The sequence below is a fragment of the Brevundimonas pondensis genome (assembly GCF_017487345.1).
GTDB lineage: Bacteria > Pseudomonadota > Alphaproteobacteria > Caulobacterales > Caulobacteraceae > Brevundimonas > Brevundimonas pondensis.
Window position 1 is genome coordinate 946,414 of record NZ_CP062006.1, and the last position, 22,333, is coordinate 968,746.

Genomic DNA, 22,333 nt, shown 5'->3' on the forward strand with positions numbered 1-22,333 from the left:
TGCGCGTTTCGGCCGCCCCTTACGGCTTCAGGTCAGCTGGCTTTTCGCCTGTCGCAACAGCTATTCCGCCGCGAGGTCTTCACAATTTTAGTCGGAGCCGCGACGATCAGGTCCGGTTGGCGGGGCGCATCAGGGCGGTGTGGACTATGCCGACACGTTTGGCGCTGGGGGCGTTATGAGAAGAGAATACTCGTTCGAAGAGCGCCATGAGCGTGCATGCCTGCGCGCTGCGATGAATATCCGGGGGCTGTGGGAAGAGAAGGGGAGTTCGGACACGCGCTTGATCGAGGGGCTGCTTCTTCCCGATGATTTCACCGTGGTAGGGGATTCGCGTGCATTCAGCGGGCAGGGGCGGCGTGAGCACGTCATCCCCCGGCTCGTTGTGATCAAAGAAGTTCACGACATGCTGGAGCGTGGCGCGACAGATGCTCAGATCGCGATCTTCATCCGTGATCATGTGAAGATCGTCCGGATCTCCAACGAAGAGTGCTCAAGACTCGACCGCAAGGATCAGCTTGGCTTGCGGCAGCGCATGCCGACGGGGTGGGCCTTCGGCGATGACATCTATGCTCGGCTGTCAGCAGCGAACATCGAGTGGGTGTCGATGAACGGAAGCGAAGCTCCGCCGGGATAGAGTATGGTCCTACCGTTGCCTTGGACGACTTTTGCGCGTGGCGCTGCTGGATCTAGTCGGGACTGCTCGCCTTGAGCGCCGCGATGAACTGAGGGGCGGCGCCGGCCTCCTGGGCAAGGGCGACGACATTGGCGAAGTGGTCGCTGAGGGAGAACAGGTCAGGCTCGATCAAGGCGCCGTTGTAGACGTCCCAGACTTGGCCGCCCTGATGAAAGAGGCCGCTGTAGCGTTTGAAGGGGCGGCCGAAGCCCGGCGCGCCTTCAGCGAAGCAGTCTGTCGATTTGGAGACGCCCTTCAGCGACATTCGTTCGTCCTGATGGAATGCTGTGGCGACGGTGTGGTGCATCACCCATGCAAAAGTCGGCATGAGTTCCTGTTCTTGGCCGCCCTTGCGCACCTCAAGCCAGCGCATCGAGAGAACATTGACTGGCACGGTATGCTCGATGTGCACGGTTTGGCCGCGCTTTTTACCGATGCGTTCATCGCTCGGAAGTTGGATGAAGGCCTGGGTTCGGTAGAGCGCGCCCGCGCATTTTCCGGCCGACGAGCTTTCCTTAGCCATCCAGCCAAACCGGTCGTGAAACTTGCGAAGATCGTTGCTGATCGCCTTCTTGTCCGTCGGGCCCTTGGCTAGTCGATCAAGCTGAAGGAAGCGGGCGACGCAGGGGTTTGGCGTTTTGGCGAAAACGCGTTTCCCAGTTTCAAGAAGCTGAGTGCGCTCGTTCGGAAGCGCGGTTGAAAGGTCGTCGGTCACATCATCCCCCTGAGCGTTAGGTTGCTGAGTGACGTAACCGGGTTCTGTGCCCCGTCTAGCCTTTGGCTCAATCGTGCGACCGAAACTGGCGTATCTGTGTGTTGCTACTGGGCTCTGGAAGAAGGCGCGCGCGGCGCCGGGGCAGGGAGGCGAAGACATGGACCAGGCTATGGACGCCGTCTCTGGCGGGAGCGTCGTCACTTTGGTGCGCGGCGCGCGTCGCTACGGATTGTCGAAATCGAAGATCGCGGCCTTCGAGCAGTGTCCGCGTAAGCTCTGGCTGTCGAAGCACAGGCCGGAGGCGGCCCTGGTCGACGACGGGGCTGAAGCGCGATTTGCGACCGGCCATGAAGTCGGCGAAATCGCCTGCGGCCTGTGGCCTACGGGCGTGATGGTCGAGGCCGAACCTGATCTGGCCGCGGCGGTGGCGCGCACGCGCACCCTCATCGATCAGGGCTGGTCCGAGCCTATTTTCGAGGCGACATTTGAGCACGACGGCGTCCTGGTTCGGGTCGACGTGCTGTTGCCTATGCGGGACGGATGGGCGATCGCCGAGGTGAAGAGTTCGGCGGGGGTGAAGGACTATCATCTCGGGGACCTGGCCACCCAGGCGTGGGTGGTGGCCCGGTCGGGGACGCCTGTGTCGTCGGCCTGCATCCGCCATATCGACAGCAGCTTCCGGCTTCAGCGCGAGGGGGACTACGCGGGTCTTTTCCGGGATGCGGAATGCCTGGACCTCTTGGCCGATCTGATCGCGGATCGCGATGCGATCGTCGCTAGAGCCCGGGCCGTTCTCGCCGGCGATGAGCCCGATGTCAGAGCTGGCGAACATTGCGCCCGTCCGTTCGCTTGCGAGTTTTCGAGCTATTGCGCCCGCCATGATCCTCCCGGCCCCGATTGGCCCATCAGCCTGCTGCCGCGGACTGGAAGGGCCATCGCCGCGCGTTGGGCCGAGGAGGGCCTGTTCGACCTGAATGATCTCAAGCCGGGCGTCCTGGCCAATGCGGTGCATGAACGCGTGCGTGAAGCGACTGTGACGGGAGAGGCCTATCTGGATCGCCAAGGGGCGATCGAGGCGACGAAGGGGTGGGCCTGGCCGCGCGCCTATCTTGATTTCGAGACCATTGGACCGGCCGCGCCGCGGTGGGTCGGTTGCAGACCGTTTCAGCAGATTCCGTTTCAGTTCTCGTGCCACATCGAGGCCGAAGGCGGCGAGATTATTCACACGGGCTTCCTGTCGATCGACGGCGGAGATCCGCGGCGCGCCTGCGCCGAGGCCCTGGTCGCTCAGTTGGGCGCCGAGCGCTGCGGCGCGATCATCGCCTACAACGCCGCGTTCGAAAGACGCTGCGTTCGCGACCTGGCCGAGGCCTTCCCGGATCTGGCGCAGGCTCTGATCGAGATCGAGGCCAGGATCGTGGATCTGCTGCCGGTGACGCGCGAGGTCTATTATCACCGCGACCAGAGGGGGAGTTGGTCGATCAAGGCGGTTCTGCCCACGATCGCGCCTGATCTCGCCTATGACGATCTGGAGGTGAAGGACGGCGGCGCGGCCCAGCAGGCCTGGTTCGAGGCGGCCAGGGCCGAGACGAGCAATACGCGCCGGGACCAACTCAAGGCGGGGCTGGAGACCTATTGCGAGCGCGACACCGAGGCGATGATCGTCTTGCTGCGGCGACTGACCGGCGCCGGGCGGGTCGACGGGCCGGGGGTGGGGGCGAGGCCATGATCGGTGAGGGGTGTTACGGACAAGGCTTGCCACTCTCAGCAGTGCTATGGCACAGCGATCATTGCTACTTCGGGGGCTAAAAATGACAATCTATCAAAAGGTTTGCGTCGCATCCGCGGCGCTGGCCTTGACGGTCGGCGCAACCTGGGCGCCGCCCGCCTTGGCGACCGACATGGCGGCGCAACAGGCTGAGACCGTCCAGCGTACGGGTCTGAAACGGCGCGTGGCCGTCGGGCGCTTCACCAACAGCACGCCTTACGGCCGCCTGCTGCAATCGCCGGGTCAGGCGGATCCGATCGCGACCCAGGCCAGCGACATGCTGGTCAACGCCCTGACGTCCTCGCAGCACTTCTTCGTCTTCGAACGGGCGGATCTGACGGCGCTGAACGCCGAGCGCCTGATTTCGGAGGCGACGGCCCAGAATCTCGTGGGCGTCGACGCCCTTCTGTTGGGTTCGATCACGCAGCTGGGCCGACGCAACGAGGGCAAGCAGGGCTTCTTGAACTCCCAGCGTCGCCAGGCGGTCAACGCCACGGTCGAGATCCGTCTCGTCGATGTGCGCACGGGGCGGGTCTTCTTCTCGACCTCGGGCTCGGGGGAGGCCACGACCGAGACGGGTGAAGTCGCTGGTTTCGGCACCCGTGCGGGCTATGACTCGACCTTGAACGATCGCGCCGTGGCCGCCGCCATCGCCGACACCATGACCAATGTCATCAATCAGTTGCAGCAGCGGGCCTGGTTCACCGACGTCCTGCGCGTATCGGGCGAGACGGTGTTCGTGAGCGGCGGCGCTAGCCAGGGTCTGCGCGTCGGCGACCGCTTCCGCGTCGAGACCCCGGGCGAGACCGTGGTCAGCGCCCAATCCGGCCTGCCCATCACCCTGCCTGGGTCCGTCGTGGCTGAAATCGAACTGACGGGCTTCTTCGGCGACGCCCCGGACGCGGAGGGCTCGACCGCCCGTCTGGTCAGCGGCGCCCTGCCTCAAGACATCACTGGCCTGCGGGTCACGGAGATCAAATAGATGAGACTGAAGACACTGGCCCTCGTTGCGCTATGCGCGGCGATGGCGACGGGCTGCGTGCAGAACTACGCCGAACGCGAGGTCGCCCAAGGCGCGGCGGCGGGCGTGCTGGTGGTGACCAACGCCCCGCCCGAGGCGCGCCTCATCGTCGATGGACGCGATCTCGGCGCCGTGGCCCAGTTCGAGGCGGGCGCGCCCCTGACCACGGGACGTCACGACATAGCCATCGAAAACGGCGGACGTCGCCTGCACGCCCAGGCGGTCTTCGTGTCCGCCGGCGCGCGCGTCGCGGTGACGGTCCCATGAGGCGCCTGGTATCGCTCGCGGCCCTGGCCGCCCTCATGGCCGTCGCGGCCTGCGCCCCCACGAGCCGTTTTGAATGGGGCGCCTATGAGCCGGCCCTCTACGCCTATTCGCAAAGCCCCGAGCGACGCGACGTCTATCAGACGGCGCTGGAACAGGCGATCGAGCGCGGTCGTGCGCGCGACGCCGTGGCGCCGGGTCTGCTGGCCGAGTTGGGCTATCTCCATCTGGAAGCGGGCGACGCAGCGACGGCGCTGAAGCTGTTCCAGGAGGAGCGGACGCGCTTCCCGGAGTCGGCCCAGTTCATGGATCGGATCATTCAGAAGATCGACGGCGGGACGGCCGTGGCCGGAGGGGGCAACTGATGCGACGTTCAACACTCATCGCCGCAGCGGCGGCCCTGGCCGGCTGCGCTGCGCTTTCCGCCTGCGTCACCGCGCCGACCCCCAAGAGCTATGGGGCTCTGAGGGCGGCCAATCCTCGCAGCGTTCTGGTCGTGCCGGCGCTCAACTCCACAGTGAATGTTGATGCGGCCGATTATTTCGTCTCGACGATTTCTCGTCCGGTCGCTGAGCGCGGCTACTATGTCTTCCCCGCCCACATGGTGAAACGCCTTCTGGACGACGAAGGCCTGTCTGACGCCGGCTTGGTGCACCAGGCTGACGCTTCTCAGTTCGGAGGCCTGTTCGGCTGCGATACGGTGATGTTCGTGGAGATCCAGAAGTGGGAGTCTCAATATATCGTCATTTCGACCTCCACTAATGTGGAGTTCGACTATACGCTGAAGAGCTGCCGCACGGGCGAAACCTTGTGGTCTAACAACCAGGCTCTGTCTTACAGTCCTCAGGCGTCGAGTTCGGGCAATCCGCTTGCTGATCTGCTGGTCCAGGCGATCGCTGCGGCGGTCGAAAAGGCCAAGCCCAACTATATTCCTCTGACCCAGCAGGCCAACCTCTTGGCCACCCACGTGGCGGGGCAGGGCTTGCCGGCGGGGCCCTATCTGCCGGCCCAGCATCAGGCCGATCAAAAGACCTTCCCCAACTAAGGAAGGGCAGGGCCGATCCATGCGGATCGGCCCGCTCGTTTCAACCTGGATTTCGCCTGCGTGGGGCTGGGGCGACTGAGTTCGCCGTGTCTGGCTGCCGGCTTTAGGCGACGTCTAAGCCAGGCTGGAGGAGAGCGTGATGAGGCCAGCATGCGTCTGCGCGCGGCTGAGCCTTTAGCGCCAGAGCGTGTCCAACGGCGTCTCGTCGATTTCATTGTCTTCAGGCGTTGGTGACCGCCACAGCCTGGATCGCCGTCTTCGGCCGCCGATAGGATAGAGGCATGCAGTTTTGGACAGCGACGTCCCGTAGGTCTGGGACGGGATACGTGATTTCCCATATAATTGCCGTTGCGGCCTTAGTTCTTGCGGCGTGCGGGGCCAGTCCTGCGCTCACGTCGAGCGACTCGGCGCCGATGGTTGTCGATGGCGACACCCTGACGATCGATGGCGAGAGGATCAGGCTCTGGGGCGTGGATGCGCCCGAACAGGACCAAACCTGTCGTCGCCACGGTCAGGATTATCGCTGCGGCGAGGTCGCCAGTCAGGCGCTGCGCGAATGGATCGGCCAGAGCGCGGTTTCCTGCGTTGAGGTCGAGAAGGATCAATACGGCCGCAGCGTCGCCCGGTGCGCCGTTGACGGTCAGGACATCGGCGCTTGGATGGTGTCGCAGGGTCTGGCTCTGGATTATCGGCGCTATAGCGCCGGGGTCTACGCCCGGGATGAGGCGTCGGCGCGAGCGGCCGCGAGGGGCCTGCATGCTGGGACGTTCGAGCCGGCGTGGGCGTGGCGAGCGGCGCGCCGGAATGACCGTCCAGAACAGGCGCCGCCCCAACCGGCTTGCGCTATTAAGGGCAATATCAACGCCAAGGGCGCGCGCTACTATCATGCGCCGGGCATGCGGTCTTACGCCCGCACGCGGATCGACGAGACGGCCGGCGAGCGCTGGTTTTGTTCGGAAGCCGAGGCCCGGGCGGCGGGGTGGGTTTCAGCGCCGGGTCGTTCCTAATCCTTCTTCTCGGGCGACTGTGCACGGGGCCATGGGGGCCCGCAAAGGTGGGGCAAAAAGAAACTCCGACGCTGGGACGTCGGAGTTGATGCAGGGCGAATGCGCGCCGGACGACCCGGCGTCTGTTTTTGAGGTGATCGTTTAGAGATCGACGGGTCGGGCGCTGGACGCGGTGGCGTCGGCGGGGACTTCGACGCCGCCGCGGCTGAGCAGGGTGCGCATGGGGCCGACCATCGAGCGCGTGGCTTGGACCTGGTCGCCCAGCAGGCCGGCGGCGGCGCGCAGGCTGCCCAGCTTGGTAAGCTGCATGGGGTTGGACTGCAGGCCGCTGATCAGGCTTGGCGCCTGCTGACCCAGAGCGACGTTGCGCATCATGCCGATGGTGAAGTTGTAGGCGGCGTTGACCATCAAGGCGCGCTGTTGGGCGTTGGCCGCGTCGTACTTCGCCTGCCAGGCCGCCGCATCGGCGGCATTGGCGTTGACGGTGGCGACATCCGCCTCGAACTCGGCCTTGTGAGCTTGGAGGTCACGCGGTGACGACGCCCCCTCGATGGCCGTGATGCGGGCCTTGATGGCGTCACGGTCGGCGTCTTGCGATGCGGCGGCGGCCAGAAGCGCCGCGGAGGTCATGACCAGCTTGGTGGTCTCGATCGTCTCGCTCAGAAAGGCGTCCGGGTCGCCGGCCGAGGCACTCGCGCCGCCGGGCGCGAGCTTGCGCAGTGCGCCCAGTTGGGCGTGGGCCGAAGAGGCGACGCCGGAGGCCGCAAGGGTGGCGGCCACAGCGACGGCCAGGAGGGACGAGGTCTTCATGGAAGTCTCCAAGTGAGGTTTGGGTTTAGGGGGCGGGGGTCAGGGCCTTGGCCGCGCGCAGGGCGAGGTCCGAGGCGAAGTCGGCCAGGTCGATCTGAACCGAAAGATCCTGATGCGCGGCGTCGGCGTCAGCCGGGACGGCGGTGGCGGTGAGGGTCTGCTGCAGGCCTTGGGCGCCGACCCTTTGATCGTTCCGCTTCAGAACATAGCCGACCGTCAGGTCATAGGTGTTCTGGACGAAGCTCTGGCCCGAGCGCTTCTGCCCAGTCTGCGTCAGATTGTGAACCGCTTCGAAGCAGAGGTCGGCGGGGCGAGCCGTCAGAGCCTTGACCTCACGGTAGTCCGGAGAGAGCGACGCGAGCGCCAGAGGCGCAGCTTCCTCGGCGAAGCGCGACGCCTGGACCGCGCCGGGGAAGCCCGCGGCGAAGCGATTGAAGCTGAGGGCCTGGAACAGAGGCTGTTCCGCGCCGCGGAAGGCGACGGCGGTCGCGCAGGGGGCGTAGTGGAAACGCGATGCGGAAAGCGAGCCGACTGTGTCCTGAACGACTTGATCGCCTCGGCGCACCCGGGCGACCTCGACGCCGGATTGTCGCGCCTTGGCGACGCCGTCGCCGAATTCGACGACTTCCAACGCCGCCACCGGCGCCCAGACCTCGCCCTGAACGCCGGAGACCCGGCCGATGGCGCGCACGACGTGGGCGTTCTGGCCCAGACCGAGGGCGCCGGCCGGGTCGGTGATCACGACCTCGCCGTCGTCGGCCGAAGCGACCGCCAGTCGTACGCGAGACGGCGTGAAGCCGGCTTTGAGAACCTGAGCGGCCTGTTGCATGGCGTTGCGGACGGCCACATCCCGACGCTGAGCGGTCGACGGCGCCATGCCGTCCGTGATCTCGTCGATCTGCAGGTCCTTGCCTTCGACGGCGAAGACCACGCGGCCGTCATGATCAATCACCTCGAGGAAAACCCGGGCGTCTTGAACGCGGCGCTCGACGCTGGGCACATTGGTGGGCGCTTGCAAAGGCTCTAGCGGTGCGACGGTGAGGCGCAGAAAGTAGTCGGGCAGGGCCGGCGGACGGCTTTCGATGCCCGCGGCGGTCAGCTGCGGCGCGCGGATGGCGGACGCCGCGGGATTGATCGGCATGAGGGCGAAGCCGCCGGCGGCGGCCAAGGCTTCTTCCATGATGGCGGCGGCGTAACCGGGCGGAACGTCGGGCGCGGTGTCCGCCACCACCACCAGCAGGGAGGGACGGGTCAGGGCATCGAGGGGTTGGGCCACATAGCGCGACAGGCTCTGCCCCACGCTGAGCGTATCCAGAGCCGGGGCCACCAGGGCGTAGTGGGCGTCGGCGAAGACCACGCGGGCGTCGGCGCCGATCTGGTCGCCCGGCCGCAAGCCCTTCTGCAGGCCGGCGTCGACGATATAGAGGTCGCCGTTACGACCGCGGACCTGGGCCGTGACCGTGTTCGGCTGGAAGCGGGCCTTGGCCTCATCGACGAGGCGGACCAGGGCGGCGTCGAAATGCTGGTCGAACTGAGCCGCCGCTTCCGCCTGATAGGTGTTGCGCCCCATCAGGCCCTGGACGTTGGTCGAGACCGTATGGGCGAACATGACCTCGCCGGTCAGGACATTGGTCATCAGCAGGGTCGCCGTGATGGGCATGTGGGCCTCGACCACGCTGGGACGCGGCACGGTCCATAGATCGGCGCGCGACACATGCAGGGAGGCGACCAGGGTGCGCGACATGAGGGTCTCGCGCGTCATCCCTGAAGGCGGCGGGGTCGAGAGGTCGCGCGCCACCTGGTCCTCGCCGAAGCGGTCGGTGATCAGGGCGTCGAAGCGCTGGCCCCAGTACTGGCGCCGGTCGATCGGCGCGAGCTTGTCGCACAGAGCCGGTGAAATCAGATTGTCCGTTCGGCCCGAGGTTCCGCAGGCGGAGTCCTCGGGCCCGAACAGACCTGGGATCGGGTGAAGGCGAAGACCGCTCTCGCCGGCCGACGCGACGGTCGGCGCGGCGACGGCTGCGGCCAGGAGCCAAGACGCGAGGCGCGACATTAGCAGCCGTTCAGGCAGAGGATGACCTGCTGGGGCGCCGTTTGCGACTGCATGGCGGCGAAGGCGGGGTTGCCGCGCAGGCGTTGGAACAGGGCCAGGTGCAGCGGCGTGGACCCCGAATATTTGACGTGGATGTTGATCTGACGCGCGTCCTGTCCAAGGAAGGCATGCTGATCGACGCCTGGGATGGCGCCGAGCGCGTCCAGGAGATCGGCCTGAACGCCCATGTTCAGGTCGTTTCCGCGCACCGTCAGGGTGTATTCGGCAGGGGCCGACGCGGACTGGACGGCTGAGGTTTGAGCGCGACTGACATTGCGCCATTCGCGTTGGATCTGCGGGCCGAGGGCGGCCGCGACCTGGCTGGCCAGAACCGTGGTCAGGCGGTTTTCGCAGTCGGAACTGTTGCGGCCGACGCCGGTCGCCTCGCGGAAGGCGGAGCCGACGTTCTGGCCGGTGGCGGTGCTGTAGGCGTCGGCGTTGAAGGCGCCGGTGCATTCGACCTCGCCGGTCGCGGGGTGGCGGCCGCCATGATTGATCTCCAGGGCGCCCGACATGAAGAAGGGCGCCGACTGGCTTTGGGCGTACTGGAAGAAGGCGTTCAGCTTGCCGCTGGCTTGCAGCTCGGTGAACAGCGGGGTCGGGCCGGGCTGGAAAGCCGCCATCAGCGGCGTGACGCTGGCGGTGCCGATGTCGTAGTTGACCAGGCCTTCGGTCAGAGCCGAGACGGCCGCGCGGCCGGTGGCGCTGTTGGCGGCCGACTGGAAGGTGATGCGCTGACGGAAGCGCACATCGTCATGGGTGCTGGCCTCGATATTGGTGCGGTCGATCAGCGCGGTGTCGCTGGAGGAGGCGGAGGACGAACGCGAGCGCTGGGCGCTGGAGCTTCTGCCCGATCCGCTGACGGCGACCGAGCCGCCCCGACCGCTTGCCGCGCCGGCGTAACGGCCTTGCGAGGATTGGCCCGATGCGGACGAGGACGACGACCCGGAGCGTTCGCGGTTGCTGTAGGCCAGGGCCGATTTGTCGCTGAAGGAGGAGCCGCTGTCGCGATCATATTCGGTGACGATCTCGGCCGGTTGGCTGAAGTCCGGCGCCACGCCGATGGCCTCGTCGATCATGACCACGATGCGTTGCTGTTGACCGCCGCCGCGGCGCGAGGAGGAGGCGAGGCCCAGATCATCCAGAGCGCTTTGGAACCATTGACGGTCGATGCTGGCCGACAGGGTGACGTTGAAGGCGTTGCCGACCCGTTCGGAGGCGCGATCGACGATCATGTCGTTGCGGATCTGGACCGCCAACTGATCGACCATCTCCGGCGTCAGTTCGCCCATGCGTTCGGCGCCGAGGACCTGGCGGGCGAAGGCGCGGACCACATCGGCCTTGGCCAGGGCTTCGGCCTGGGCCCGCACGGCGTTCGCGTCGCGGGTGACCGGCGCGGAGCCGCTGCCGGAGACGACGTTGGACGCTTGGGCGAAGGCGACGGAGCCGATCGCTGCCAGGGCCACGGCGGCGAAGCAGGAGGTTTTGAAGGTCATGAGAAACTCTTAGGGACGGGTGTCGAGGACGACGTCGCCGGCGCGGATGACGTCGCCATCGGCGCTTTCGATGATCTCCACGTCGCCGGCGCGGATGCGGCTGGTCGGCGCAGCGGGCGCTTTGGCCGCCCGGCGCGGGCGGTAGGCGGCGAGCGCCTGATGGTCGCGCACCGTGTCAAAGGCGGGGTCCGCGAGAAGGGCGCGGACGTCGGGCAGGCCAGCGGCGACCGCGCGCTGCAGGGCGGCGGCGGACGCGTCCGCGTCGCCGAGGCGCGCCTGGGCGCGGGCGGCGGCGGCGTGCAGGCGGTGATCGCCGGGGTATTGCGCTTGCGCCTCAGCGGCCAGGCGGGCGGCTTTGCCGTAGTTCATGCGCGCCAGACTGTCGTCGATCGCGGCCAAGCGGCTGTCGGCATTGGCCTCGGCCGCTTCAGAAGCGGGCGGCGCCTCGGGCTTGTTGCAGGCCGCCAAGCCGAAGGACGCGAGCGCCGCGGAACAAAGGAGCGTCGGAAGAGAGAGACGAAACGCCATGGACAGCTCAAGATCCTCTTGAAATTGCGGCGTTCTTAGCGCGGCCGCGACGAAAGCTTCGCTTTAAAGTCTTAGCTTGGCGTTATCGCGACGATCAATGTTCTTTAAAACTTGTCCACGGTTTCGGGGCCTGGCGGCGGGGCGCAGACGGCTGTCCGGGCAGGGGCGCTGTCTTCCGCAGCGGACGGTCCTTGGTCACAGCGGGATGAAGGTCCGCCGCTTCCAGACCGTGGCTTCGCGGGCGATCAGGGCAGCCTTTCGACGCGCCGTCGCCGGATGAAACAGAGCCGCGTTCGGTGACAAGGGCGGCCGCCCGGCCTCAAAAAAGGGGCGGCTCGGGCGCGGGCCCGACAAGGGGGGGCGCTGGACGCCGCAACCGAACCGCCCGGCCAGGCTTGAGCCGTGACAAGCGATCAAGCCATGGAAGGCCGCGCGGCGCGAGTCCTAAAAACCGACGTTCCTTGAGGGCGCGCCCCGCGTCAGCGGTCGGCGAGCATCACCAAGACGGGCGCTTCGGTTTCGGCGCGCACCTGGGCCAGCCAGTCGCGGGGCGTGACGCCCCTCTGCGCGAGGTCCGCCAGGGGCGCTGCGCGGGTCAGGGCGGCGGCCTCGCGCTGGCGCATTTTGCGAACGGTGTCGCGCACCGCCTCGTTGGCGCAGGCTTGCGCCAGAGCCCATTGGCGCGTGCCGGGCGGCGCATCGCTCTTCCTCTGTTCAATCCGGCTGAGATCGGCCAGGCCGAGCCCGCCGGTCAGCCGCTCCAGGCTTCGGGCGCCGTCGGCGGCCGCCTCGCGGGCGGCCTGGGATTCGTTGCTGGCGATCAGGGCCGAGACGCGAAGCGCTGCGGTGAGCGCCAAGGCGTCCAAAAAGGGATCAGCGAGCGCATAGCGTCGGGCGTCGCCGGCGAGCATGCGATCGGCCCGCAGCTCAAAGCGCGCCTGGTGGTGCAGCGCGGCGCGTGCGACCTCTCGCCAGCGGCTTTCGGCGGCGACGTCGGACAGGCGCCACGCCTCGTCCGCGCTGCGCGCCAGCGCCTGGATTTCGACGAACTCGAGATCGACGGCGTCTTGCTGAATTTGGTCGATCTTGCGGCCGACGTCGGCGATCTGGTCTGGCAGCGCGCTGACCGCTTGGCGCACCGCCTCGATCCGCGCCGACATGACGGCGAAGCCGACCAGGGACACGCCGAGACCGGCGGCGCTGACGGCGAGGTTCGCCGCCCCCAGGGTTTGCAGCACGGCCATGCCGGCCTCCAATCGCTTGACCCCGGCGCGAATGAGCTCGCCTTGGACCAACTGGCCCAGGTCGGCGGCGATGCTGACCGGGGCGAGGACGGGGTTTCCGCTCTGAAGCGCGCGCGGCGCCGCTTCTTGCAGAAAGCCGACGATCCGGCCGTTGGCGGCCTGGCGGATCGTCGATCCAAACAGGCGGTATTCGCCGCTCGCCAGGCCGTGCAGGAGGGGGCCGGGAATCTCCCGCAGCAAGAGCCCGCCGATCGCCCCGGCGATCATGACAGGCTGACCCGGCTGGCGTGAGCGGTTTCGTCGATCAGGCCGATCAGCTGCGAGAGCGGATCATGACCGGCCTCGTCGTTCATCCAGGCCCGCTCGATCCGCTTGGCCGCGGCCGTCCGCAGGCGATCGACCAGCTTCAGCCTTTCAGTGACGAGCTGGTCCGCCGCCGCGCCGGCGCTGTCGATCACCCCCGCCGCCTGCTTGCGCAGCCGGCCCGGCAGGTCCGTGAGCCAGGCGGCCGGAGGCGTGGCGGCGGGGGGCGGCGGGGTTTCTTCGCTCGCCGGCGCCGAGGCGGCCTCGAGCGTCGCCGAAGCGGCGCTCGGAAGATCGAGCTTGGCGTCGCCAAGGCCCTGGGACAGCGTCGTGAGGCGCTCGGAGATGGCGACCAGCTCTTGCGCGGCCGCAGACAAGAAGTCCGGCAGAGCCTGGTCCAAGGCCGCCGTCATCAGGGCGTCGATGCGGGTCGTGGCCAAGGCCGACGGGAAGAAGGCGTCGCGGGCGGTGGCGTCGTGAAGATCGCGGTCAAAGGCCGCGCGGGCGTCGATGGCCTTCAAGTTGAACAGCGCCGCCGCGGCCGTCATCTGCCGGTCGCGCCATTCGGCGACGGCTTGCCTTTGATAGCCCAGGTCCATCTTCTCTCCCCCTCGACGATCAGGACGTGTCGAACCTTCGCCATAACGGGGATTCGCGGGGGCGCAACCGGGCGCCGCTCGGGCGGGGCTGCGGCCCAGGCGGCATAAGATCTGTTAGACGCCTGCGGTTCGTCTCTCTCTCTCTCTCTCTCTCTCTCCCGATGTGGCGTTAAACGGACCCTCTGCGGCCGAACATGGGATGCGCCACGGCGGTGCTGTCAGTCTAACGGTAAAGGTGCTCCACTTCGAAGGCTGCAAGCCATTGGTGGGGTGGGCGATTTTATGAAGCCTCTATCTTTTAAGCGACATCGTTTTCCAGCTGAGGTGATACGTCATGCCGTGTGGCTGTACTTTCGTTTCAGCTTGAGCTTCCGCGACGTCGAGGAACTGATGGCGCAACGCGGAATTGACGTCAGCTACGAAACGATCCGGTGCTGGACGATCAAGTTCGGGCCTCTGATTGCACGGCGGCTCAAGAAGAGGAGAGTGCCTCCGACAGGCCGTTGGCATCTCGATGAAATGGTCTGCAAGATCGGAGGACGGCGCATGTATCTGTGGCGCGCGGTTGACGACGAAGGCGAGGTTTTAGACGTCATCGTCCAGCGCCGGCGGGACACAGAGGCCGCGCTGAATCTAATCAAACGTCTTTTACGCAAACAACCTGTCGAGCCGGAAACCATCACAACGGATGGGCTGGCATCGTACGGTGCGGCGCTTGATCAGTTGGAACTGCGGCACCTTCATCGCCCTGGCCGGCTACGAGACAATAACCGCGTTGAAAACTCGCATTTGCCGATCCGACGACGAGAGCGACAGCAGCAGAGGTTCAAATCCCAAGCCTCAGCGCAGAGATTTCTCACAACCCACGCAGCTATCTACAATACCTTCAACATCCAATGCCATCTGATCAGCAGACCTACACTTCGTCGCTTTCGTGGCGATGCGGATGCTGCTTGGGCGGCCGCTACCATCTGAAAATGAGCAGGGTAGGGACTTTTTTGCCAATGCCTAATTAACCTGACGGCACCGCTTCCAGGACGCCCGGGGCGGCCCTAAGTCGTGCGCCGATCGTCCGTGCCTGGCGCTCATATCGACTGTCGATCCGCCACACGGCGTGGCCGTATCGCTGGGAGATGTCGGCGCCGGCCGCTGCAGCGAGTTCGCGAATCCGGGCCATAGACAGGAGGTCGGGATCAAAGTGAATGCACAGCTGCGCGGCCGCTTCATCGCTCATTGCGACGACGTGGACGTCGTCGACGCCCTCTCTTCCACGGATATCAGAGAGCAATCGGGCGACACAGGCGTCGGCCACGTCGGGGACGTCCGGCAATAGCAGCGGAATGTCGAGTCGGAGCTTTTCAGTCATTCTCGATCTCTGGCTCAGCGTGACGTGAAGTTGCGTTGATCCAGATCACACCCATGCAGTCGGCGCCGTCAACGCATAGTCGCCGTTTCCACGGCGACTTGGGACGAATACCGATTCCAAGCGGCGCAGGGGCAGGGTCTGGCGCTCCTGTTCTCGTCGTTTCGATCGATCAGGACTGTTGCGGGGCGAAGCATGTTCGCCAATGATCGATCAGGCCAGACATCGACGGCGCCCACCAGGAAGAGCTTCATGGCCCAAGGTCATTCTCACGGCGCCGACGCCAGCAGCAAGCGCCTGATATGGGCGCTCGCCCTGACGTCCAGCTTCCTGATCGCCGAAGTCGTCGGGGCCGTGGTGTTCAAAAGTCTGGCCCTGCTGTCGGACGCGGCGCACATGTTCACCGATGTCGCTGCGCTGGCGATCGCGCTGGCGGCGATCAAGATAGGCGAGCGTCCGGCCGACGCTGTGCGGACCTTTGGCTATCGCCGGTTCGAAATCCTCGCCGCCGCCTTCAACGCCGTCCTGCTGTTCGTGGTGGCCGGCTACGTCCTCTATGAAGGAGTTCTGCGCCTGTTTTCGCCGGAACCCGTTGGCTCCGTCGGGATGCTTGTCGTCGCCTCCCTGGGCCTGGTCGTGAACCTCGTGTCGATGCGGCTTCTGGCCTCTGGGGCGAACGCCAGCCTGAACGTGAAAGGGGCCTATCTGGAGGTTTGGGCCGACATGCTGGGCTCCGTCGGGGTGATCGGCGGCGCCGTCCTCATCATGCTGACGGGCTGGACCTGGGTCGATCCGGTTGTCGCGATCGGCATCGGCCTTTGGGTGTTGCCGCGGACCTGGATGCTGTTGAAGAACACCACCCATATCCTCCTTGAAGGCGTGCCCAAGGGCCTGTCTCTGGAGGCGGTGCGCGCGACGATCGCGGCCGTGCCGGGTGTGGCTGAAGTCCACGACCTGCACCTATGGGGCGTCAGCAGCGATGATGTGAACGGCTCGGTCCATCTGGTCGTTGCCGAAGGCCAGGCCGCTGAACAGGTGCGTCGGGCGGTGCTGGCGCAGATGAACGACGTTCACGGCATCGACCACGCCACCGTTCAAATTGAAACCGGCGACGGCGACGGGGCTGGCGTCGGTCACGGGTCTGTCGCTCACCAATAGAGCTTCTCCCACCTGCCCGATGAGGGCCAGGCAACGCGGCGACTGTCCTTGTCGATACAGACCGGTAGAGACCTGACCGATACTCTGGGGCTTGACGGGGTTACAGCCCCGGGCCGGGGCGGGCCTTCCCCCCGAGTGAAGCCGCTGGTCCTCTCGGTCCGATACATTCGGAGATAACCAGCTAGGCCTTGGCCGAGCCCTGCCGTTTCGAACCGGAGGTACGCGCAAACCCGATTGCCAGCACGACGAGCGTTAGAAGCTGGACCCCGACGCCTTCCACGGTGGGGTAGAGGCCCAAAATCTCGATACGCGGCGCCCAGGTGATCGGGTGGACATCGAGCCAACCCGCTTCCTGAAGCGCCGCCACGCCTTTCCCGACAAGAACGACCGACAGGACGGCCATGAGGATTGAGCTCAGCGAGAAGAACCGACCGATCGGCAGATGTTTGCTGTAGGCGAGCAGCGCCCAGGCCGCGAACGCCAGGATCGCCACTGCGGTGAGCGCGCCGGCCAGCATGCCGACATGGCCGCCCTGGCTCCAGATCGCCGCATAGAAGAGGATCGTCTCGAAGACCTCCCGGTAGACCACGACGAAGGCCAACAGGAAGAGGAACCATGCCGATCGCTTCGAGAGCGCCTTGGAGAGCTTGGCGCGAATATAGGTCTGCCAGGCGTCGGCATGCGACTTGCCGTGCATCCAGATGCCGACGGAAACGAGCACGACCGCCGCCAGAAGCGAGCCAAACCCTTCAGTGAGCTCTCGGCTGGCCCCGCTGATGGAGATGAAGAAGGTCGCGGCCGCCCAGGTGGCGCCGCCGGCGACCAGAGCCGCCACCCATCCTCCGTGGACGTAACGCAACACCTCAGGCCGGTCGGCCTTCCTGAGGAAGGCGATCATCGCCACCACAATGAGCAGCGCCTCCAGTCCTTCGCGAAGCAGTATCGTGAAGGCGCCGATGAAGCTGGCGAGATTGTCCGCCTTCTGGGGCGCCAGGGCCCGCTCGGCGGTGTCGAACAGGGCGTTCAGACGAGCGATCCGGTCCGCGACCTCCGTCTCTGCCGCGCCCTTGCTGATCGACACGCGGAGATCGGTCATGGCCGTCTCGATGCGACGTAGAAGGGCGGTGTCTCGCGCGCCAAGCGCCGGCTCGACCGGCTCGACGCCGTCGAGATAGGCCGACAGCGCCAGGTCGGTCGCGGCCTTTCGGTCTCCCCGACGATAGGCGGCTTCACTCTCCGCCAGACGCGTCCGAGCCAGGGTGAGGGTCGATCCCTTGGGGCGAACCGCCGCCTCCGGGTGGCGGCGCAGATAGGCCGTCACCGCCCGCGCCTTCGTCTCGCCGATGCGGGCCGCCAACTCCGCCGGCGTCGCCTGCGTGACGGCAGCCAGATCCGGGTAGCCGGTGCGGATCGCCGGGTCGCTCTCCCAAAGACGCCGGCCTTCGACCGCTTCGGCGTCAGTGAAGGCGAAACGGCCGACGTAGAAGGCCAGAGCCCAGCGGTCCTCAGCCGGTAGATGGGAAAAGCTGGCCATCGCCGTGCCGTCGAGCCCCTGGTCGATCACCTGGTACAGGCCGAAGACGCTGCGTTGGCGGGCGCGCTCGACGTCTGCGAATGCAATAGGAGCAGGATCAAGTCCTTGCGCGCCCGCGCCGTCGGCGCGCCCTGTGGCGCCATGGCAGACAGCGCATTGCGCGTCATAGAGGGCGGCCCCCTTGGCCAGGTCGGGCGGGAATGACGGCGCCAGCGGACTTGGATAGGCCGCCAGAACCGCGGCGGCCAAGCTTTTGGCCTGGCCGGCGACGGTGCGCGGATCGCTCCTGTTCCGGATAGCGACTTGAAGAGCGAGAGCGTCCCGGACCAGATCGGCCTTGGTCTGCGTGGAGGGCAGGGCTTCCAGGCGGGTGAGGATCTGGCCGCTGAATTCGACCATCTCTCCGTATTCGGCGGGATTGGTCACCTGGCCGTTCTCTACCGCGCCGGCGTAGTCGACCGCCACGTAGTCGAGCAGCCGCCACGCGACCTGTGCCTCCGAGGCCGAGGCCGTCTGGGCCAGTGCGGGGGCGGTCAGGCCAAGGGTGAGCAGGAGGACGATCAGGCTGAGCAGAGGGCGCATCGGAAACCTAGTTGTGAGCCGTTCGCATTAGCATTCGAACGGCGCGTGTGTCGTGCATTATTGTGGGGCCGAATGATCGTGCAGGGCCTCAATCACCTTGCAAGCCGAGACCCGTCCGCCCGCGCATTCAGCGGTCATGCGCGAAAGCGCGCGCCGGAGGGCCTGCAACTGGGTGATCTTCTGCGTCACTTCGGCGAGATGACGTTCGGCTATGGTGTTGGCTTCGTCGCAGGCGCGGTCGGGATGATCGGAGAGATCCAGCAGGGACCGGATCGAATCCAGGTCGAAGCCAAGTTGGCGTGCATGCCGGATGAAGGTCAGCCTTTGTTCGGCGTCATCGTCATACATCCGGCGGTCGCTGGCGGTTCGGGGCGGCGCCGGCACCAATCCGATCTGCTCGTAGAATCTGATCGTCGGAATTTTTATGCCGGTGGCGGCGGCGAGTTTGCCGATGCTGCGAGGTCCGGACGAAGTGGGCGAGGGGCGTGTCATCGCTCAAACATGGGTCGAAGTCCTGGAGACTGGGGCGGAAAGACGGGCATGAGGCGCGCTCGGATACTACCGGCCGAGAATCAACAGGACGATGGCGATGACCATGGCGGCAAGCGTCGAGGCGCCGGTAAGCGCCATGCCGAAAGCGCGTGCGGCGGCGCCCTTGGCGTAGCCGATCGCGAACATTACACGACCGAGGAGATAAAGCGTCACCAGAGCGGGGATCAGGATCAACTCCTCGCCTCGCAAAACAACGGCGAGGATCAGATGTGCGCCGACGGCCAGGACGGTCTGCTCAAGGGAATTCTGCAACACGGCCGCAGGCACGGCGAGCCGAGCGCTGGGCGGGCCGTAGGCGGCTCCTGGTCGGTCCTCATCCGACCGATACCGAATGCTGGCGACAAGCCGCAGGCAGCCGGCGAGCCACACGAGCACCGGCAACTCCCACTTGAGGGCGTAGGCCAGGCGATCGGCCGTCGCCATGTCGGTCTCGACGCCGAATGGCGCGGGAGGAATCCACAGCCAGGTAGCCGTCAGGCTGCTTGCGGTCACGCCTATGGCCAGGGCGGAGCGAACGGCTATGGACTTTTTTTCGGGGGGCCCCGTCATCGAACGGTGGGTTCGATCGTGGGGGACGACGTCCCGGGTTCGGCCCCGCTTCGCGAAGCCAACAGAAGCAAGCCGATGCCGCAGACGATCGCTGCATCGGCAAGGTTGAAAGTGGGCCAGTGCGCATCGCCCCAGTGAAGATCTATGAAATCGGTCACGTGCCCGAAACGCAGGCGATCCAGCAGGTTCCCGAGCGCGCCGCCGACCATAAGGCTCAGGCCGGCGGCAAGAAGAGGTCTGCGTGTTCGCCAGGCCCAGATCGACAGCACGGCGATGATCAGCAGCGAGACGATGCTCAAAACCCAGCGCCCCATGTCCCCGGAGCCGGCGAAAAGGCCAAAGGTGACCCCTGGGTTGAACCCGAGGCGAAGCGCGATGAAGGATGTCAGATTGACCACGTCCTCAAGGTTCCCGCGGGCCATGGCCTTGGTGGCCTGGTCCACAACAATGACCGTCACGGCGAGGCCGATAGCCATCGCGCGGACGTTCAGCACCCTGGCGCCTCGGCGCTCCGTGAACACCATGATCGTGCGTTCTCCTGTTGATGCGACGATCTATGCATCCTCTAGCTACTGGAGGATCAAGCCCCTTCCGCAGGGGCAGGGCAAACGCTTTTCTCAATCCGGGGCTGGCTGAAGGAAAGGTGCGTTTGAGGCTGATGTGGTGGCTTTGGCGTTGGGATCTGACCAGGCAATGCCGGCGGCTGCGCGTCGTGGGATCCGGTGGGGCCTTGCGGCCGGTTTCGTCGCTTGGGCTCGTCGGTCTGGACGAGCGGCCGGTCGGATCTCAAGATCGTCGCATGGGCAGTCCGGCAAGACCGTGTTTCAATGACGGCTCCAATGTTTACCGCTGCCTGCCAATGCGCGCTGTTTTCCGAAACTAGTCAACGTGGGCGGCCGTGCCCGGAACAGGAGGGCGTCCATGAAGACATCGAACGCTGAGCATGACCGTCAGAGACGAACGCTGATGATCGTGCTGATCCTGAACGGTCTGTTGTTCGTCGGGCTCGGGCTCGGCGGATTGCTGGCCAACTCCAGCGCCTTGCTCGCCAATGCGCTGGATAACGCCTCCGACAGCCTTGTCTATTTGATCAGCTTTCTGGCGGTTGGCCGCGCTCTCGCCTGGAAGCTGCGCGCCGCGAGAACCTCGGGTGTGCTGTTGCTGATCTTCGCCGCAGGCGTTCTGATCGACGCCGGCCGCCGATGGTGGCTGGGAACGGAGCCTATTGGCTGGACCATGATCGGTTTGGCCGTCGTCGCAGCGGTGGTCAACCTGATCTGCCTAAAGCTACTGCGCGGCTTGAAGGGCGACGATGTAAACCTGCGCGCCGCCGAGACCTTCAGCTTCAACGATTTCGCCTCAAACGGGGGCATCCTCGTCGCCGGCGCCCTGGTCCTGTGGTTGAAGCAGTCCTGGCCTGACCTGGTGGTCGGCGTCATCGTCGCCGGAATCGCCGCGAAGGGCGGTCTCGAGATTCTCGAAGGCGCCCGAAAGATCAACATACAAAGGGCCTCTGACGGAGCGTCCCGGGGCGGCTAGCGTCAAGAGGCAATCCATGGGCGGAGAGTGAGCCGATCCAGTCAGCCGGCCCATCATTTGCGGCGCAATTCAAGGATTGGGGAGGGCGGGTTTCGGTCGACTTCCCATGAGGAGGCGGATAGCGACCGAGGAGTTCGCGATGCGATCGATCCCCAAACCCGACCTTGAACACGCCCGCGCCCTTGCTGCAGGCGCCGGCCTCCCGGCCATCGAGTTGATGGATGAGCGAACCTTGTTGGCCTTGATGCTCAAGCGGGCTTCGCTTCCGACCAACCCTCATCGTCTCGCCGGGGATCTCCTGGATCGCTTCGGCGCCCTGGCCGCGGTTGTCGCAGCGGACGCGTCAGAGCTGGCCCGAACGCCCGGCCTGGACGTCGCCGCCGTCGCGGACCTCTCAAGCTGCTGCGACAGGTTTGCGTTCATTTGATTAGATCCGATGTCTGCGCGCGGCCTTCGATCTCGTCCTGGACGGCCTTGCTGGCCTATGTCCGGGGGGCGCTGGCCCACGAGCCCCGGGAGCAGTTTCGCGTGCTCTACCTCGACAAGCGCAACATCCTGATGCGCGAGGAGCATCGGGCGGACGGCACCGTGGATCATGCCCCTGTCTACGTCCGGGAAGTGGTGCGGCGTGCGCTGGAGTTGTCCGCCTCGGCCATGATCCTCGTCCATAATCATCCCTCGGGCGATCCGACACCCTCGCGCGCGGACATCGAGATGACCCGCCGGGTCATCGAGGCCGCCCGGGTTTTCGACATCCAGGTCCATGATCATGTCGTGGTCGGCCGGGAGGGCGAACAGAGCTTTCGCGCCCTCGGTCTCATCTGAGGCCCCGCGTCATGTCGCTCCGGCTCATCGTCGCCGCCCTGGGCGGGGACATCCATTCCGGCGGGCGAAGCGCCAATGTGCCGGCCCCGGGCCACAGCCGCGCCGACCGGTCCGTCTCCCTTCTCCTCGACGGCGACCGGGTCGTGATCCACGGCTTCGGAGCGGCGGACTGGCGTGCGGTCCGTGAGCATCTGCAGGGGCTCGGCTTCATTGATCCCTGGGGGCGTCTGAATAGCCAGGGCGTCCAGCCACGCTTGCGAGGCGGCGATCCTGCCTTCCCTTGCGCCCGTCATCCGAGCGATGGTGGAAGACGCTATCCCTCGCTCCAACGCCGCCAGCGTAGCTGCTGCAGCCGCCATCGGAAGGGACCGCATCCGCCCGAGCTGGCGGCTCGTGTGGCCGCCTTGGTCCCAAACGGACGCCTCTCGCCTATCTCGATGTCCGAGGACATAGAGACGGCCGAAGGGTTCGCAGAGGCGTTGGCCCCTACGATCCGCGATTTTCTGTCGGAGCTGCACTAGCGATTGCCAGAGCTCTGGTCGCTCGGCGGGATCTGATTCTGATCAAGTCGGGCTGCTTCAGTGAACGCTGCACCCCCTAGGGATCAGCTTGCCCTGCGCCGATGTGGCGACGTCCGGCTCGAACCATGTCAGAGCTACATTCTCA

24 protein-coding genes are annotated in these 22,333 nt (G+C 66.0%); 12 read left to right on the forward strand and 12 right to left on the reverse strand.

All coding sequences use genetic code 11. The annotated features are described in order from the left end of the window. Positions 1-139 precede the first annotated feature (139 nt). On the forward strand, positions 140-634 hold the full coding sequence (locus tag IFE19_RS04760) for a hypothetical protein (RefSeq protein WP_207826157.1): 495 nt from the start codon (positions 140-142) through the stop codon (positions 632-634). A 52-nt stretch (positions 635-686) separates the two neighbouring features. Here the strand turns inward: IFE19_RS04760 and IFE19_RS04765 are convergent, their stop codons facing one another. Next, positions 687-1,388 (reverse strand): hypothetical protein, encoded by a 702-nt coding sequence (locus tag IFE19_RS04765; protein ID WP_207826159.1) that lies wholly within the window; start codon positions 1,386-1,388, stop codon positions 687-689. Between the two features lie 157 nt (positions 1,389-1,545). Here IFE19_RS04765 and IFE19_RS04770 point away from each other — a divergent pair, with 157 nt between their 5' ends. From IFE19_RS04770 to IFE19_RS04795, 6 genes are all read left to right on the forward strand, one after another. Further along, positions 1,546-3,117, forward strand: a complete 1,572-nt coding sequence (locus tag IFE19_RS04770) for a DUF2779 domain-containing protein (RefSeq protein WP_207826161.1) — start codon at positions 1,546-1,548, stop codon at positions 3,115-3,117. A gap of 82 nt (positions 3,118-3,199) precedes the next feature. Next, positions 3,200-4,138 carry a CsgG/HfaB family protein gene (locus IFE19_RS04775; RefSeq protein ID WP_207826162.1) on the forward strand — a complete coding sequence of 313 codons (939 nt, stop codon included), beginning with the start codon at positions 3,200-3,202 and terminating at the stop codon, positions 4,136-4,138. Then, entirely contained in the window at positions 4,139-4,444 is a 306-nt protein-coding gene (locus IFE19_RS04780) for a hypothetical protein (protein WP_178823760.1), read from the forward strand. Further along, positions 4,441-4,806, forward strand: coding sequence for a DUF4810 domain-containing protein (locus IFE19_RS04785; RefSeq protein ID WP_178823757.1), 366 nt, complete (start codon positions 4,441-4,443; stop codon positions 4,804-4,806). The genes IFE19_RS04780 and IFE19_RS04785 overlap by 4 nt, the downstream gene beginning before the upstream one ends. Next, positions 4,806-5,486: a DUF799 domain-containing protein gene (locus tag IFE19_RS04790; RefSeq protein WP_207826164.1), complete on the forward strand. Its 681-nt coding sequence runs from the start codon at positions 4,806-4,808 to the stop codon at positions 5,484-5,486. Before IFE19_RS04785 ends, IFE19_RS04790 begins: the two co-directional genes overlap by 1 nt. A 326-nt stretch (positions 5,487-5,812) precedes the next feature. Continuing rightward, positions 5,813-6,493 (forward strand): thermonuclease family protein, encoded by a 681-nt coding sequence (locus IFE19_RS04795; protein WP_207826166.1) that lies wholly within the window; start codon positions 5,813-5,815, stop codon positions 6,491-6,493. 141 nt (positions 6,494-6,634) lie between these two features. Here IFE19_RS04795 and IFE19_RS04800 read toward each other — a convergent pair whose 3' ends face one another. The 6 genes from IFE19_RS04800 to IFE19_RS04825 all read right to left on the reverse strand — a co-directional run bounded on the left by IFE19_RS04800 (position 6,635) and on the right by IFE19_RS04825 (position 13,565). After that, entirely contained in the window at positions 6,635-7,303 is a 669-nt protein-coding gene (locus IFE19_RS04800; protein WP_178823753.1) for a hypothetical protein, read from the reverse strand. 25 nt (positions 7,304-7,328) lie between these two features. Continuing rightward, positions 7,329-9,356 carry a hypothetical protein gene (locus IFE19_RS04805; RefSeq protein WP_207826168.1) on the reverse strand — a complete coding sequence of 676 codons (2,028 nt, stop codon included), beginning with the start codon at positions 9,354-9,356 and terminating at the stop codon, positions 7,329-7,331. Then, entirely contained in the window at positions 9,356-10,891 is a 1,536-nt protein-coding gene (locus tag IFE19_RS04810; protein WP_207826171.1) for a hypothetical protein, read from the reverse strand. Before IFE19_RS04810 ends, IFE19_RS04805 begins: the two co-directional genes overlap by 1 nt. 9 nt (positions 10,892-10,900) lie before the next feature. Next, entirely contained in the window at positions 10,901-11,359 is a 459-nt protein-coding gene (locus IFE19_RS04815) for a hypothetical protein (RefSeq protein ID WP_207826173.1), read from the reverse strand. A gap of 539 nt (positions 11,360-11,898) precedes the next feature. After that, a complete protein-coding gene (locus IFE19_RS04820; protein WP_207826175.1) occupies positions 11,899-12,930 on the reverse strand; it encodes a hypothetical protein in 1,032 nt (343 codons plus the stop codon). Then, positions 12,927-13,565 (reverse strand): hypothetical protein, encoded by a 639-nt coding sequence (locus IFE19_RS04825; protein ID WP_207826177.1) that lies wholly within the window; start codon positions 13,563-13,565, stop codon positions 12,927-12,929. The genes IFE19_RS04820 and IFE19_RS04825 overlap by 4 nt, the downstream gene beginning before the upstream one ends. A 282-nt stretch (positions 13,566-13,847) precedes the next feature. Here IFE19_RS04825 and IFE19_RS04830 point away from each other — a divergent pair, with 282 nt between their 5' ends. Then, a complete protein-coding gene (locus IFE19_RS04830) occupies positions 13,848-14,540 on the forward strand; it encodes an IS6 family transposase (RefSeq protein ID WP_088411784.1) in 693 nt (230 codons plus the stop codon). 37 nt (positions 14,541-14,577) lie between these two features. On the opposite strand, the gene IFE19_RS04835 is transcribed toward IFE19_RS04830, so the two are convergent. Beyond that, a complete protein-coding gene (locus IFE19_RS04835) occupies positions 14,578-14,931 on the reverse strand; it encodes a hypothetical protein (RefSeq protein WP_207826179.1) in 354 nt (117 codons plus the stop codon). 249 nt (positions 14,932-15,180) lie between these two features. On the opposite strand from IFE19_RS04835, the gene IFE19_RS04840 reads away from it, so the two are divergent. After that, positions 15,181-16,086 carry a cation diffusion facilitator family transporter gene (locus IFE19_RS04840; RefSeq protein WP_184270874.1) on the forward strand — a complete coding sequence of 302 codons (906 nt, stop codon included), beginning with the start codon at positions 15,181-15,183 and terminating at the stop codon, positions 16,084-16,086. 181 nt (positions 16,087-16,267) lie between these two features. Here IFE19_RS04840 and IFE19_RS04845 read toward each other — a convergent pair whose 3' ends face one another. The 4 genes from IFE19_RS04845 to lspA all read right to left on the reverse strand — a co-directional run bounded on the left by IFE19_RS04845 (position 16,268) and on the right by lspA (position 19,827). Then, positions 16,268-18,202: a cytochrome c/FTR1 family iron permease gene (locus tag IFE19_RS04845; RefSeq protein WP_178826592.1), complete on the reverse strand. Its 1,935-nt coding sequence runs from the start codon at positions 18,200-18,202 to the stop codon at positions 16,268-16,270. 57 nt (positions 18,203-18,259) lie between these two features. Further along, on the reverse strand, positions 18,260-18,694 hold the full coding sequence (locus tag IFE19_RS04850) for a MerR family transcriptional regulator (RefSeq protein ID WP_178826590.1): 435 nt from the start codon (positions 18,692-18,694) through the stop codon (positions 18,260-18,262). Between the two features lie 66 nt (positions 18,695-18,760). Further along, positions 18,761-19,246 carry an MAPEG family protein gene (locus tag IFE19_RS04855; protein ID WP_178826588.1) on the reverse strand — a complete coding sequence of 162 codons (486 nt, stop codon included), beginning with the start codon at positions 19,244-19,246 and terminating at the stop codon, positions 18,761-18,763. A gap of 53 nt (positions 19,247-19,299) precedes the next feature. Continuing rightward, entirely contained in the window at positions 19,300-19,827 is a 528-nt protein-coding gene (gene lspA, locus IFE19_RS04860; protein WP_218650374.1) for a signal peptidase II, read from the reverse strand. Positions 19,828-20,224: 397 nt separating this feature from the next. On the opposite strand from lspA, the gene IFE19_RS04865 reads away from it, so the two are divergent. The 3 genes from IFE19_RS04865 to IFE19_RS04875 all read left to right on the forward strand — a co-directional run bounded on the left by IFE19_RS04865 (position 20,225) and on the right by IFE19_RS04875 (position 22,188). Beyond that, positions 20,225-20,842 (forward strand): cation transporter, encoded by a 618-nt coding sequence (locus tag IFE19_RS04865; RefSeq protein ID WP_003165001.1) that lies wholly within the window; start codon positions 20,225-20,227, stop codon positions 20,840-20,842. A 423-nt stretch (positions 20,843-21,265) separates the two neighbouring features. Further along, positions 21,266-21,667 carry a JAB domain-containing protein gene (locus tag IFE19_RS04870; protein WP_306424861.1) on the forward strand — a complete coding sequence of 134 codons (402 nt, stop codon included), beginning with the start codon at positions 21,266-21,268 and terminating at the stop codon, positions 21,665-21,667. An 11-nt stretch (positions 21,668-21,678) separates the two neighbouring features. Beyond that, positions 21,679-22,188 (forward strand): hypothetical protein, encoded by a 510-nt coding sequence (locus IFE19_RS04875; protein ID WP_040345450.1) that lies wholly within the window; start codon positions 21,679-21,681, stop codon positions 22,186-22,188. The last annotated feature ends 145 nt before the right edge of the window (positions 22,189-22,333 follow it).